General features: G+C 38.0%; 12 protein-coding genes. 6 read left to right on the plus strand and 6 right to left on the minus strand.

Going from position 1 to position 15,097, the window contains the following annotated elements:
* The first annotated feature begins 97 nt into the window (after positions 1 to 97).
* Complete coding sequence (locus NSQ74_RS17390) at positions 98 to 1,255, plus strand: pyridoxal-phosphate-dependent aminotransferase family protein (RefSeq protein WP_340824983.1); 1,158 nt, start codon at positions 98 to 100, stop codon at positions 1,253 to 1,255.
* A 69-nt stretch (positions 1,256 to 1,324) separates the two neighbouring features.
* Here NSQ74_RS17390 and NSQ74_RS17395 read toward each other — a convergent pair whose 3' ends face one another.
* Entirely contained in the window at positions 1,325 to 2,647 is a 1,323-nt protein-coding gene (locus NSQ74_RS17395) for a D-serine ammonia-lyase (RefSeq protein ID WP_340824985.1), read from the minus strand.
* Positions 2,637 to 3,110, minus strand: coding sequence for a YaiI/YqxD family protein (locus NSQ74_RS17400; protein ID WP_340824987.1), 474 nt, complete (start codon positions 3,108 to 3,110; stop codon positions 2,637 to 2,639). The genes NSQ74_RS17395 and NSQ74_RS17400 overlap by 11 nt, the downstream gene beginning before the upstream one ends.
* Before the next feature lie 187 nt (positions 3,111 to 3,297).
* Here NSQ74_RS17400 and gdhA point away from each other — a divergent pair, with 187 nt between their 5' ends.
* The 3 genes from gdhA (at position 3,298) to NSQ74_RS17415 (ending at position 6,489) form a co-directional block, all read left to right on the plus strand.
* Positions 3,298 to 4,671, plus strand: a complete 1,374-nt coding sequence (gene gdhA, locus NSQ74_RS17405) for an NADP-specific glutamate dehydrogenase (RefSeq protein ID WP_340824989.1) — start codon at positions 3,298 to 3,300, stop codon at positions 4,669 to 4,671.
* A 243-nt stretch (positions 4,672 to 4,914) separates the two neighbouring features.
* A complete protein-coding gene (locus tag NSQ74_RS17410) occupies positions 4,915 to 5,601 on the plus strand; it encodes a phosphoribosylaminoimidazolesuccinocarboxamide synthase (protein WP_340824991.1) in 687 nt (228 codons plus the stop codon).
* Between the two features lie 234 nt (positions 5,602 to 5,835).
* Positions 5,836 to 6,489: a Yip1 family protein gene (locus tag NSQ74_RS17415; RefSeq protein WP_340824992.1), complete on the plus strand. Its 654-nt coding sequence runs from the start codon at positions 5,836 to 5,838 to the stop codon at positions 6,487 to 6,489.
* 61 nt (positions 6,490 to 6,550) lie between these two features.
* On the opposite strand, the gene NSQ74_RS17420 is transcribed toward NSQ74_RS17415, so the two are convergent.
* From NSQ74_RS17420 to NSQ74_RS17435, 4 genes are all read right to left on the minus strand, one after another.
* Positions 6,551 to 7,753, minus strand: coding sequence for an NAD(P)-dependent malic enzyme (locus NSQ74_RS17420; RefSeq protein WP_340824993.1), 1,203 nt, complete (start codon positions 7,751 to 7,753; stop codon positions 6,551 to 6,553).
* Between the two features lie 676 nt (positions 7,754 to 8,429).
* Entirely contained in the window at positions 8,430 to 9,260 is an 831-nt protein-coding gene (locus tag NSQ74_RS17425; RefSeq protein WP_340824995.1) for an MBL fold metallo-hydrolase, read from the minus strand.
* 155 nt (positions 9,261 to 9,415) lie between these two features.
* The gene (locus NSQ74_RS17430) at positions 9,416 to 10,225 is read right to left on the minus strand and encodes a sulfurtransferase (protein ID WP_340824997.1); all 810 of its coding nucleotides are present in this window, start codon (positions 10,223 to 10,225) and stop codon (positions 9,416 to 9,418) included.
* A gap of 10 nt (positions 10,226 to 10,235) precedes the next feature.
* Positions 10,236 to 13,847, minus strand: a complete 3,612-nt coding sequence (locus tag NSQ74_RS17435; RefSeq protein WP_340824999.1) for a dynamin family protein — start codon at positions 13,845 to 13,847, stop codon at positions 10,236 to 10,238.
* Between the two features lie 374 nt (positions 13,848 to 14,221).
* Between NSQ74_RS17435 and NSQ74_RS17440 the strand changes: the two genes are divergently transcribed.
* Positions 14,222 to 14,647 carry a DUF4183 domain-containing protein gene (locus NSQ74_RS17440; protein WP_340825000.1) on the plus strand — a complete coding sequence of 142 codons (426 nt, stop codon included), beginning with the start codon at positions 14,222 to 14,224 and terminating at the stop codon, positions 14,645 to 14,647.
* Positions 14,648 to 14,672: 25 nt separating this feature from the next.
* A complete protein-coding gene (locus NSQ74_RS17445) occupies positions 14,673 to 14,993 on the plus strand; it encodes a DUF4183 domain-containing protein (RefSeq protein WP_340825001.1) in 321 nt (106 codons plus the stop codon).
* Positions 14,994 to 15,097 lie beyond the last annotated feature (104 nt).

Raw genomic sequence — 15,097 nt, forward strand, 5'->3', positions numbered from 1 at the left:
TTTTTTAAAAAAGAAGTCAGAAATTACGTTGGATATGCTATATTATAGTTAGAAAATTTAGACTTTCTAACTTTTAAAGCAAAGGGGATTTTTAATTATGTATGAAAATATTTTAAGACATCCAGGGCCGACACCTATTCCAAAAAAGGTTCAGCTTGCGATGAACCGAGATATCTTCAGCCATCGAAGCAATGAATTTGTGGAGCTATATCGTGAAACAACTGAGCTCATTAAACCTATTTTCGGCACTAAGCAGGACATTTTATTGCTTCCATCTGGTGGTACAGCAGCATTAGAAGCAGCAGCTGTCAATACAGTTTGTGCAGGTGAAGATGTTGTCGTCATTACGGTAGGCGCTTTTGGGGATTACTTCGTTTCGATTTGTGAAAAATATGGCTTTAACGTACATAAGCTTGCGAAACAATGGGGACAAGCATGCACAGCTGAAGAGTTACGTACCTTTTTACAACCTTTGCAAAATATTAAAGCCGTTTTTGTTACGTATAATGAAACTTCAACAGGTATTTTAAATCCAATTGCAGAATTAGCACAGGTTGTTCGTGAAGAAAGTGATGCGTTAGTAATTGTTGATGGCGTAAGCTGTATTGGTGGTGCTCCTGCTGAAATGGATGCATGGGGCATTGATATTCTCGTAACAGGCTCACAAAAAGCGATGATGCTTCCACCTGGCCTTTCTCTCGTTAGTGTAAGCGACAGGGCATGGAAGGTCATTGAAGAAAATAAAGCACCATCTTATTACTTGAATTTATTAAGCTATCGCGATTGGGCAGAGAAAGGTATGACACCGAATACCCCTGCCATTACACTAATTTATGGTCTACACGAAGTGTGTAAACTTATTGAACAAGAAGGTGGATTTTCTCAAACTGTTGCCCGTCATGAACTGATGAAAAACATGGTACGCAGTGCGATGAAAGCACTTAATATTGAGCTTTTGACAGCCGATGAATACGCTTCGCCTACAATTACAGCAATTATGGCTCCTAAAGGGATTGCATTAGGTGAGTTTCTGACACATCTTAAACAAAGATACCATCTAGATTTTGCGGGTGGATTAGGTCATTTACAAGGAGAAATTTTCAGATTTGGCCATATGGGCTACTGCTTCCCTAGTGATGTTTTACAAGCGGTTTCTTTAATGGAGGCGGCACTGCAAGACTTTTCTTACGACTTTGAGCCAGGTGCAGGTGTTAACGCAGCGCATAAAGTGTTTTTAAAGGCTCAATTGAAATAACACATGCTTTACAAAAAATAGACTGCCTGACGATAAAATCGATCAGCAGTCTATTTTTACTGTATGAAACTATCTAACGAGTTTTTTAAAATATTCCTCGCGCATCTCCTGTGGCACCATACTGCCCCCTGTTGCCCAGACAAGATGTGTAGCTTGCTCCATTTTATCTAATACATGATGCTTCTCTAAGTAATCTCGCCCATTAGTCATCAACTGAATTGGTCCGAACATCCCCGCATGTGCAGATGGTTCTAAAAATAGATCTTCTGATTCCATGGCTAAACCGAGTGAAGTAAACAATTCTTCATCTTTCACTGTATAACAGCCACTAATATATGTTTCCATCACTTTCCCAACGAATTTTGAAGCACGTCCGACAGCTAGACCATCCGCTTCTGTTTTATTATCCAAGCCGATATCTTCTACACTGATTTCATCATGTAAGCCAGTCATGAGCCCAATGGTCATACAAGGTGAAGCGGTTGGTTCAGCAAATAAAATATGAACATGTTCCCCAAACAATTCTCGTAAACCATATGCAACCCCACCAGGTCCACCACCAACACCACATGGTAAATAAACGAACAATGGATGTGCATCATCCACTTGAATATTTGCCTCTTGTAATTGGACTTTTAAGCGCTTCGCTGCCACTGCATAACCCGCAAATAAATCTTTTGAATTCTCATCATCAATAAAATGGCACATTGGATTTTGCGAAGCTTCCTGTCTTCCCTGTTCTACAGCTACACTATAATCTGCCTTATATTCAATGACCGTTGCCCCTTTTGCTCTTAATAATGCCTTCTTCCATTCCTTTGCGTCACTCGACATATGTACAACGACATTGAACCCTAGTTTTTTGCCCATTATGCCGATACTAAGACCTAAATTTCCTGTTGAGCCTACCGCAATCGTGTATTGCTGGAAGAACGTTCGTAGTTCTTCTGTGGCAAACACTGCATAATCATCGTCTACTTTCAACTTACCATTCGCAATTGCCAATCGCTCGGCATGCTTTAATACTTCATAGATACCACCTCGCGCCTTGATTGAACCCGAAATAGGTAGCGCATGATCACATTTCAAAAATATTTGACCGGGAACCGATATTCGGAACTCTTTTTCAAGTGCTAGCTTCATTTCATCAATCTGTTGAATAGAAGACTCAATCAGTCCTTTGCTTTCTACTAGCTCAGGAAATGCGTTAATTAAATAGGAAGAAAAGCGTTTTAGCGTTTCTTCCGCATCGTCAACCTCTTCTATTGAAAAGAGAGTTGTACTCGCTTTTTTCATCCTTTTTGTGTTTTCCCAAAAAACAGTATCCCTATTTTTAATCTTTTCTAGTTTCGGATATAGGTGAAATAATTCGTTTTTTAGTTTATTTTCCATCTGCAGACCCCTCCATTTTTTGTGCTAAAATTGCTCGTTCACAAATTTGTCGAAATTTCATTTCAAACAACATATTGTTTTCTTTCGTTCTTTTTTTAGGTCCCTTGGTTCGTCCGCCTGCACGTCTAATCTTCTGACCAACATGGCGCATATCGAGCAAACGTTCGATATTTTCACTAGACATTTCCCTACCATTTTGATCGATTGGATACCCTCCTCTTGCCAAAACCATGGCTGCTAAACCGTAATCCTGCGTAATCACAATATCATGTTTTGAAAGCGCATTCACTAGCGTGAAATCAACCGAATCTGGCCCCTTCGGCACAATAATTGTTATTACATTATCACGTTCGATACGGTGTGATGTATCGCAAAACAAGATAGTTTCAATCTCAAACTCAGATGATATAGATAGCGCTAAATCCACGACTGGACAGGCATCAGCGTCAATTAATACCTTCACAATAAAGCATCATTCCTTTCTCATAATTAGATGAATCAAGCACCTCTATATTATTTTAATATAACAATTTCAAGACCCCGATTGCTCATTTTTTCACAAACTTATTCGACTTGGAAAAAGTATTTTATTGAATAGTGTGAAAAATAGATATACGATACACCTATCAATTAAATTGGAGGTTTTCAATATGACAACAACAACTGTAAGCAACGATCAATTAGCAAAAGAATACGTTGACGGCGTGTTCGAGCAACTGAAAAACCAAAACAGTCATCAAGCGGAGTTTTTACAAGCAGCTGAAGAAATTTTCATTTCATTAGTGCCTGTATTTGCACAACATCCTGAATATATTAAGGCAAATATTCTTTCTCGTATCGTTGAGCCAGATCGCATCATTTCATTCCGTGTAGCATGGCAAGATGATAACAACCAAGTACAAGTAAACCGTGGTTATCGTGTACAGTACAGCAACGTCATGGGACCTTATAAAGGCGGGCTTCGCTTCCACCCTTCAGTAAACGAATCTATTATTAAGTTTTTAGGCTTTGAGCAGATCTTTAAAAACGCATTAACTGGTCAACCAATCGGTGGTGGTAAAGGTGGATCTAACTTTAATCCAAAAGGCAAATCCGATTCAGAAATCATGCGTTTCTGCCAAGCATTCATGACTGAATTATACCGTCATATTGGTCCAGATGTCGATGTTCCTGCTGGTGATATCGGTGTAGGTGCTCGTGAAGTAGGTTATTTATGGGGGCAATACAAGCGCCTTACAAAAGCAAACGAATCTGGAGTATTAACAGGTAAAACGCCTGGTTACGGTGGTTCATTAGCTCGTAAAGAAGCAACTGGTTACGGTACAGTATACTTTGTTGAAGAGATGTTAAAAGACGTAAATGATTCATTTGACGGTAAAACTGTTGTTATTTCTGGTTCTGGGAATGTATCAACTTATGCAATTGAAAAAGCTCAGGCATACGGTGCAAAAGTTGTTGCTTGCTCTGATTCTTCAGGCTATATCTATGATGCAGATGGATTAGATCTTGATGTCATTAAAGAAATTAAAGAAGTAAAAAGTGACCGTATATCAACTTACGTCGACTACCGTCCAAATGCTACATTTACAGAAGGTTGTACAGGAATTTGGTCTATTCCATGTGATATTGCGCTACCATGTGCAACACAAAACGAAATTAACGGCGACGCTGCTCGTACATTAATTTCAAATGGTGTAAAAGCAATCGGTGAAGGTGCCAATATGCCATCTGATCTTGAAGCAATTAACGAATTTTTAAACGCTGGTGTATTATTTGGGCCTGCTAAAGCAGCTAATGCTGGTGGCGTGGCGGTATCAGCACTAGAAATGGCACAAGATTCTAGCCGTATATTCTGGTCATTTGAAGAAGTAGATGCGAAGTTACACCAAATTATGAAAAATATTTATGCAGATAGTAAAGCTGCTGCTGATAAATATGGCTATCCAGGAAACCTAGTAGTTGGGGCTAACATCGCCGGCTTTGTAAAAGTTGCTGATGGAATGCTTTCTGAAGGTATCTATTAAATAACCTTTGATACAATTTATTCGGTTATTCTACCATCTAGTAACTAGAATCCTTTATTAAAATTTTAAATTTTCTTAATTTCACTTAAGATGATAACGAATATTCGTTATCATCTTATTTTTTTGTATAAACCATGTAAAAAAATAAGCATAAATAAGATTATAACGAACGTTTTTTATATTAAACATTCTAAACATTCGTGTTATAATTATAAGGTACTATGAAATATTGGAGGGTTTTTTGTGGAATTATTGTATACAGGTAAAACGAAAAATGTGTTCAAGTTAGAAGATGGTCATTACTTATTAAAATTTAAAGATGATGTAACTGGAGAAAACGGCGTATTTGACCCTGGTGCAAATACTGTAGGTTTAACAATTGATGGTGCTGGCCTAGCTGGTCTTCGCTTAACTTCTTATTTCTACTCAAAACTAAATGAACAAGGTGTCCCTACTCACTACGTAGATGCAAACTTCGACGATGCTACAATGACTGTAAAGCCCGCAACAGTTTTCGGCAAAGGATTAGAAGTCATTTGTCGCTTCAAAGCTGTTGGCTCTTTCCTACGACGCTATGGCGCTTATGTACAAGAAGGACAACCTTTGGATTCTTTCGTTGAGGTAACAATCAAAGATGACGATCGTCTAGATCCTCCAATTTCTGAAGATGCTTTAGCAATGTTAAACCTGTTATCACATGAAGAATATGCAATTTTAAAACAACGCACAATTGAAATTTCTAAATTCGTCGGTGCAGAGCTAGCAAAAAAAGGCTTAACGCTTTACGATATTAAATTAGAATTCGGCCGTGATGCACAAACAAATGAAATATTATTAATTGATGAAATTTCTGGCGGTAATATGCGTGCATACAAAGGCGAACAATACATCGAGCCATTAGAACTTGAAAAAATTATGTTAGCAGACTAATAACTAATCCCCTTCTAAGTAATCCATTTACTTAGAAGGTTTTTTCTTCTTTTGCAAAACACCTCACTGTTATAAATTACCGATAATTCCCTGTAGCTATAAGTATGTCTTTCATTTATGCTCAAATACGTTGGGCAAAAAAATTTAGTCCCATTTAAGACAATTTTTGAAACCTTTCACCACTTCACTCGTATATTGAGTAGAAACAATATTATCATCACAGGAGGTAGTTTAATGGAAAACTATAATGAAACAACGCAACAAGAAAGGCCAAAAGTTAATCCGTTTCTGTCTACTTGGATGCATCCAAAGCAAACAGCACGCTACATGATTGATGCTAAAACGATTGGTTATGCAATTCTTGTCATGTCCATCGGTTATATCGGTTCTTTGCTTTCTGGCCTTATAGATAGTAATTTCTTGCTTGACGTATCCCCTTGGATTATCGTGCTATTTTGTGTAATTTTAGCGCCAATCGCGGCTATTATCGGCACAGCCTTTTCTACCCTTATTTTCTGGTTGTTTGGTAAATTATTTAAAGGTACTGCAACGTATTCAGACTTATTTAAAGCACTAAGCTTAACTGCTGTACCATTTATTTTAGCCATTCCTTTCTATTTAATTTGGCTAATTACATCTCCTGAATCGTTAATGGATACTAACTTATTAGGGTCTGTTCCTTGGATTTTTTGGATAACGATGTTAGTGACAGCTGTTGTTAGCATTTGGTCCTTCGTCACGACAGTGGCTGTTGTAGCGGAAGCACATCAAATCTCGAATTGGAAAGCATTTTTTACAATAGTTATTCCTTCTATCATTGGGGGAATCATTGTCTTTGTATTGATTGTTGTGCTCTTTATTGGCCTGATTGGTATCGGCATGATGTAAAAAAATCTCCCCTCTCAATTGAGAGCGGGAGATTTTTTCGTTTAAAATGACTTTATAGCAATTAAACAGAAAGCACAGTTTGTTGCTGGAATAACTCAGATACACCAGATGCAACAGCTGCCCCACTGACAGCACGTGAAACAATTTCAACAACACGCTCATCTAATGATTTCGGCACGATATATTCCTCCGTTAATTCTGCATCACTAACAAGGGAAGCAATAGCTTCTACTGCTGCTAACTTCATATCCTCATTAATATCTGTTGCACGTACATCTAGTGCGCCACGGAAAATTCCTGGGAAAGCTAGCACATTATTGATTTGATTTGGATAGTCTGAGCGTCCAGTACCCATAATACGAACGCCCCAAGCTTTAGCATTTTCATACGTAATTTCTGGATTCGGGTTTGCTAATGCAAAGACAACCGGATTTTCATTCATAGATGTAATATGTGCTTCTGTTAATAAATTCGCAACGGACACGCCGATAAAGACATCTGCACCTACAAGTGCGTCTTCCAACGTACCATGAATTTTTTCTGGATTAGTTAAATGTGCAACTGCCTCTTTAATCGGGTTCATACCTTCCGCGCGACCTTCATAAATAATCCCTTTTGTATCGCACATATAAATATTTTTATACCCCATTTGCACAAGAATACGTAAAATGGCGATGCCTGCTGCACCCGCACCATTAATGACTACTTTCATCGTCGCAACATCTTTTTTAACGATTCGATTCGCATTAATCATGCCCGCTCCTACAACTATTGCTGTGCCATGTTGATCATCATGAAATACTGGAATATCGCATTCTTGACGTAGACGATCTTCAATTTCAAAGCAACGCGGTGCCGAAATATCTTCTAGATTAACAGCACCAAATGTTGGCGCAAGCGCCTTCACAATGCTGACGATTTCATCTGTGCTTTTTGTATCTAAACAAATTGGGAAAGCATCAACATTGGCAAAACGCTTTAATAAGATTGCCTTTCCTTCCATAACAGGTAGTGCTGCCTTCGGTCCAATATCCCCTAAACCTAACACTGCAGTACCATCCGAAACAATCGCAACCATATTCCCCTTCATTGTATAGTCATAGACAAGAGATGGATTTTTTTCAATTTCGATACATGGTGCCGCTACACCTGGTGAATATGCAAGACTAAGGTCATAAGAGTCTTGTACAGGAACCTTTGAAATCACCTCTAATTTTCCACTATAATGTGCATGCATATCTAACGCTTTTTTCATAATATCCATTCTATCCGCCCCTTTTTATGTTTTTATTGTATGTCAGAATCATAATACTTTGTGAAATAACAGTCAACGAAAATAACTCTAAAAGCAAAATTTTCTTTGATAAATCAACATTCTTCTTCGATAAGTACAATATTTTGTTTTGTTATCAATTTCACAATCAATTATATTAAAATAATAAACAACCTGTTCCACCATTACCAAAATGCACTTATATCGGCGCTAAGCCTGTTCAACTTTTCACATAGTATTTTTCTACAGTAAATGAGAAGAATTTCACAAACTTATGTAAGCGTATCCATTGTTACAACTATCTTTGCCACATTTTCTTCACATTTTTTCACAAACATTTTTATTATTAAATCGAAAATTTCTTACATACTATCATTTTTTTACAGAGGAATGTAGAACTTTACCTATCTCACCCTAAAATTCATAAAAAAAGAGTCCTTAGTATAAGGACTCTCAGCGTGTCGACAAAACGCATCAAGTATTACAACTTGATGCGTTATATTCAGTTGATTGGAGCGGAGGACGGCGATTCCTGCGGGAACAGCACAAAATGTAATACGCAGCAGACCATACGTTAGCAAAGGTTGCGGCTTACAGTGTGCCGGCGGAAAGCGTATCATCACAGCGGAAATCAACGGCATTTAAACGAAAAAAGATTGAAGTGCCCTTAACGTAAGGACTCTTGCATAAATTGATTCGTAAAAGCCGTAATAATATGTTTGGACGACCATTGTTCTCCCGATACTTTTGTAATCGGGTAATCTCTACGAAAGATTGCTTTCGTTATATCATCTACAGAGTAGCCACGTTCATAGAGCTTCCGAACTTCTCCCTCCAGTTCTTCTAAATAGGCAATTTTTTCGATAATTTTTGCCCGACCATCTGCGAGATAACCTGCATGGCAGCAATAAATCTTTTCAAAATCATAGTGTAGTAGTTTTTTTAACGATGCCAAAGTATGTACAACGTTTTCCTCATCAAGTACAACTTTTGTTTTCGTTTGAATATATAAATCACCTGTAAACATGGCACCTGTTGCACGATTATAAAAAGACAAATGATCTGTTGTATGTCCTGGTGTAGCAATAATATCCCATGTAGCCGTTTTTGTTTCAAGCGTGTCACGAAACGGCTGTGCAATAAACGCTGGTCGCTGTCCCCATAGCGCTTGACGATACAACTGATAGTTTCCATCTTGTGCACAATCCGCAACTGACTCATGATGAACATAAATAGGGACACCCATATGTTGCTGTATCCATGCAGCATTACCTGAATGATCCTCATGCGAATGAGTCAAGGCAACTTGTTCAATCGGTAGCTCTCGAAAAAAAGATTGAAACTCCTCTGTAAGTGAGTTCGAACCTGTATCAATTAGTAAGCCATCCACATAAAAGCTATATACACTCATGCCAATACCTTGAACAGCTACCTTACCATGTGCACAGTGCACGTCATCATTTTGTTCAATAGCAATGCTTTTCTCTAGTTTAAACATATTTTCTCCCCCTTCCCCTTTGTAAAAAAAATTGTAGCACAAAATGAATGGCGAGTCATTTTTTGGCGCATGTTACCATTTATTAAACGGACTAGCAATTCTATTTTGAAGAAAGAAAAAACGCCCACTTTATGTGAGCGTTTTATTACGATAAATTATTCATTTGTTCCTGTTTCTACATCATATTCAGTAATCCAGTCACTAAAGCTACCTGTATAGAGCTGAATATTTTCGTAGCCTTCATCGGCAAGTACTGCATAGAGTGGTGATGCTGTGACACCACTACCACAATACACTACAATATGTTCATCTTGTGCAACTTTTGCACGCAGCGCATCATTGGCTTGCAGTGTATTTTCTACCTTTAATTGCTCCCAATCAAAGTTTTTAGCAGTTGGAATATGGCCAGCTACTTTATCAAGTGGTTCAACCTCACCACGGTAGCGAGCAGCGGCACGTGCATCTAATAGCGTTGCTGTCTGCTCTCCATCCACAATGGCTTTCACTGCTTCACGCGGTGCATAAAGATGATCTTGCCAATTAAAGTCGATTGTCGTTGGGGCATATTTGACAATATCCTTTGTGAAAGTCACTTTGTTTTCAAGCGCTGCCACTCCCCCGTTGACAATAACGACATTCGGGAAGCCTGCATACGTTAGCATCCACCAAGCGCGCGGTGCAAACGGTGATGCCCCCTGATCATAAACGACGATTTGATCTTCATAGCGGAGGCCTAATTCTTGAAATACAGACGTTAGCTTTTCCTTACTTGGCATCGGATGACGGCCATTTTCACTTGTCATATCCGATAAATCCTGCTCTAAATCTAAATACACAGCACCAGGTGCATGACCTGCTTCAAATGCTTGTTTTCCTGATTCTTTGTTCTGTAAATCATAGCGAGCATCCACAAAACGGACATTATCAACTTGAATTTCCTCAACTGTTTTGAATACTTTTCCCACGTGAATCACCTCATGCGTATTGTAGTTGTGCGTAAATTGATTTCCACGATGCTAGTCGACTCTCTTCTTGTAATGCAAGTCGTTCAGTAGCAATTTGCTCTAATGCCTGATGGTATATATGCAGACGTAATCTCTCTGCTTCCTCAATGATAAAGGTAATTGCCCAAGTCATTAGAGATACTTTTTGTCCATCTAAATAGTTTTGTGCATCTGGTTTTGTTAATGCTTCTAACGCTTCACTTAACTTCATTTTTTCATTTTTCTCAAAGAATGCCTTTTGATTGCGGAAATGCGATTTCACACTTACATATTTTGAAATATCGGCAAATGGACCTTCAAATGCTAATAAATCTGGCTCTGATGATTCAAATGCTAAAAATGAGAAACTACGGTTCATTTCTTTTAACTCACGTACTTCATCTTTAAAGCGCAGTTGCATTTTCTTACTAATAAATTGTGATAAGCGGAAGTTTGTAACGCGCATTTCCTGTGTAAAGTCAAAACGTAAACTTTGTAACACTTCTTTCAACGCATGCTCTAATGCTTGCTGTGCAGGCAGAGCGGCAAAAGTTGACGGGTTATAGCCTTCCTTAAAGAATTCAGGGTAGCGATAATAAACACGCTGCAAGACGTAATACAGTAACTCATCTAATTCTTGCTTTGTTTCACTTTCCATCATGCTAGTATTTAACGCATTAAACTTAGATTTAACGTGCTGTTCAAGCGTTGTTAGCTCCGCCAAACGTTCATCTTTACGTTTTAAGTTTTCCTCTGTTTGAGCAATTAAATCCCCTAAACGTTGCTCTGTTTTATCAACTTCTTCTGCAAGTGCTTGCACCGCTAATGCACTTAGTTCGTCATTTAAGAATGTATGGAAAGCATCTTCAAACGGAGGCATACCGGATGCAAATGACCCGCCCTCTACTTTTTCTTTTAAAGCCATTAAGCTTGATACCCCGTATAGTCGAGGGAAGCGAATGCCAAATCGTTGTAATTCCGAACGAACATAGCCTTTGACATCTTCTTGCTCTTCTTCTGTCGTCGCCAAATCAATTGCATTGACGATAAAGAACATTTTATCAAGTTCAAACGCATCTTTGACACGTCCTAATTGGATTAAGAACTCACGGTCAGCTTTCGCAAATGCATGATTATAGTACGTAATAAATAAAATGGCATCTGCATTACGAATATATTCAAAAGCAACCCCAGTGTGACGTGCGTTGATTGAATCTGCTCCTGGCGTATCAACAAGTGTTACACCCATACGTGTTATCGGACTATCATAGTAGAAGTCAATATTATCTACGAAGCATGATTTATTTTCTTGTGCGACAAATATTTCAAATTCTTCTCGCTCTACACGTAAAACTTGACCTAGTTCTGATTTAAATGTTGGGTAGCCTTCTTTGTATGCACGGATAAACGATTTATGCACATTTAATCGCTCATCTGTAAGCTGTACCGCAAGTCCCTCATCTGCGCGGTTAAACGCTTCTTCTAACGATGCAACGGTTAAACCAATTGCCTCATATGAACCTTGGATATCCTCAAGCATTTGTGCAGTAGTTTTTAGCTGGACATCTGCTGTTTCATGAGGATGCTCTGGTGTCACTGGTCGAATTTTATTAATAGCCGCCGTTGTTGGGTTAGGTGATACAGGTAACACATTTGCACCCATTAGTGCATTAGAGAATGAAGATTTCCCAGCACTAAACGCACCGAATAATGCAATCGTAAAATCTTTTTTCTGTAATCGCTCTACTTTGTTTTCTAAATAACTTGCTACTTCAGCAAAACCTTGTACTTCTTTTACTGCATTTGCTGTATGCAATGCACGCTTAATAACACCATCAATTGGCAAGCTCGCAGCACTTACCGCCTGCTGTGCTTCCTCTTGCTGCAAGACATCTTCCTTTGGCTTTAACATGGATTCGTCAAATATTCGAATATCAGCTAAGTCCTGCTCAAACGCTTTATCCCAAACTTCGAGCTGATAATTCGCTTCTTTCCGAATTTCATTGCTTGCTTGATGCATTACTCCTGCACTATATTGCTGATAGCCTTCGATTTCTAGCACTGCTTGAATAGCATCTACTTTCGCTTGCATCCCAGCCATTTTCAACTTAGATGGAGCAGCGGTTTCAGTTGCAACAGCTTGTAACGTTGTTGCTTGTGCATCTTTCCACACATCTGTTTCTTGAATAAAATAACGCTTTGTTGCCTCGGCAACACGGTTGGCAAAATTGAGAACTGCATCTCCAGTTAATATTGCCCCGACTTGCACTTGTTGTTCAATCAATGAAAATGGTAAATCAAACACATAGGCATCCACTGCTTGTGCGCGCTCTTCACTTAAAGCACCGACATCTTTTAATGCTTTTTTCATAAGTGCTTTTAAGTGACCCGTAATTTGTGCATGGACAACTGTTTGATAGGCACTATACGCATCATCTTTACGGCGATTGCGTTCCTCCTCGGTTTTTTTCTTTGCTGAAAATAAACCGCCTACTTTAAACCCTTCCTGCTTACTTTCTAAGTAAAGACGTAATTTATCACGTACATCTGCTGGCATTATTGCCGCATTCGCAAGTAATTCTTTACGTTCTTCTTCAAAAGTTTCATTCCACGCTTCCACTGAGAATAATTCTACTTGACGACTTAATTTATTATATTGCTCTAAAATATCTTGATGGTGTGCCCAATCATCAGCACTCAATATGTCCTCATCGATATCTAAACGATCTTGCTTTTCTTCCATTAAATAATTGTCATGCTCGCTTTGCAATAAACGCAGCGTATTTGTCGCTGTATGAACAAGCTGATCTTGCCAATCGTTCATGCTATCCATAACGATTTTTTTAACAGCTTCAAAATCATTATTTGGATGCTCTGGCTCTCTTAAAGAAGTGAAAAATACACCCTTTGGCACTACGCCCCATGCAGAGAACGAATTGTGGACAGTTGCTTTAAATTCTTCGAAGCTTAATTCATTTTCCTTATGTTTATCAATCATATTAACGATTAAATAGACATTTGGATTGTATTTCATTAGTTGTTTAGTAAATTGAAAGTTCAACTCAGATTGAACATGATTATAGTCCATTGTATAGAATACAATATCTGCAATATGGAGTGCTGATTCTGTAGACATGCGATGTGCATCATCTGTTGAATCTACACCAGGTGTATCCATCACCGTTACGCCCATTGGTAATGTAGACGCACTATGACCAATTTCAATTTGCGATACAAGATCCCCATTTTTACTAAGTTCTTTTACGGTTTTAAAATCATACCCTGCTTCAAACTTAACTGGCTTTTCATTGTGCATATAGACAATGGCAAAATCCTCTTCGGATTTATGGACTTTTACGATATTCGCACTCGTCGGAATCGGACTGGAAGCAAGTAAATTCTCACCAGATAAAGCGTTAATCATACTTGATTTACCTGCAGAGAAATGGCCAGCAAAGCCAATGACATACTCTTTTTGTTGTAATTTACGTGCAAATAGGGATGTCTTATCCATACGCTCTGTATCACCGTTATGGTGATATATTATGTATTGTAACGAAGCTTGCTTTAAAAGCCCTTCCAGTTGTTGTTCAAATTCTTTCATAAAACGTAAACCCCTTTACCCTTTTAATTATTCACAATTAGTATTCTACCTTATTAGATATGCAAAGTATAACACTAATTTACTTTAAAAAGCATATATATCAAGGTTTCAGACGTAATATTCGTCAACAAAGTCATGTTTATCCAAAATGACATTGCAAGATTCTTTTAAAAAAATCTACTACATTTACCTTCACAATGGATGCATAACTAAGTATCTTGTGATTTTTTTCATATTTTAGAAGGATAGCGAACTATGAAAAGCTGAATAACAATACCAACTTAATTATTAACTCCCTTTAATATTTAAATAAGAAAAGTTTTCAAAAAGATAGGAGCAAGGGGCACAATTAAATTAAAGGAGTGATTATATATATGGTAAAGGAAAAAGATTGTCGTCAAATTATTCATTTATGTGACTGTGAAGATAGATTTATATGGCCACGTATAACAGCTCTTAATGTCCCTGTTATTGCACCTCCTCCAATCATTGTTTCCGATGAAAGGATTATACCTAAAGTGAATAGATATTTTTATATAGTGACAACAGATATTCATTTGACGAACGGGGTCACACTTGCCGCTAATCTATTTACAGATGACAAAGGAGACACAGTAACAGAATTTTCCATAGAACATCCAAATGGCTATGTAAATCTCTTTATTAATGCCGTCATGCAAGAAGGTGGGATTTATTCCGTATCTTCCACTTCCCTAAGCTTAAATGCTGATAACGCAACCATTTATAGAGGGACTCCAATTATTATCGAATCTATTGGTTTTTTCACTGAAGTGAACTAAAACTTTTGAAAGGAGGTGAACGTACATGGCGCTTTCCATTATTAATATCAATGTCAATGTTTCTAGCACATCCACAAGGTTTTTCAATATTTTAGCTACCCCGCTCGCAATTACAGATGGCACAACGCTTGCTGCAACAACTTTTTTAACTGACAGCGGTACTGCAGCAACTGCTTTCCCAGTCATAATTAATGGGTACTATAATTTATATATCAATGGTGTGCTACAGGAAGGTGATGCCTATTCAGTTTCCTCAACTGAACTAACTTTTAACATAGTTACAGCTTCTATCGCCGCTGGAACTCCAATAATTATTGAAGCTGTTGAATTATCAACTATTATTTAATTAATCGTAGAATTTCAGTCTGCTTATTTTGCTATTAAATACAGCAATTAAGTATGCGATATAACTATTAGCTATGTTATCTGTATGGATGCTCTAAATTAATT

The sequence above is a fragment of the Lysinibacillus sp. FSL W8-0992 genome, from assembly GCF_038008685.1.
In the GTDB taxonomy this organism is placed as follows: Bacteria; Bacillota; Bacilli; order Bacillales_A; family Planococcaceae; genus Lysinibacillus.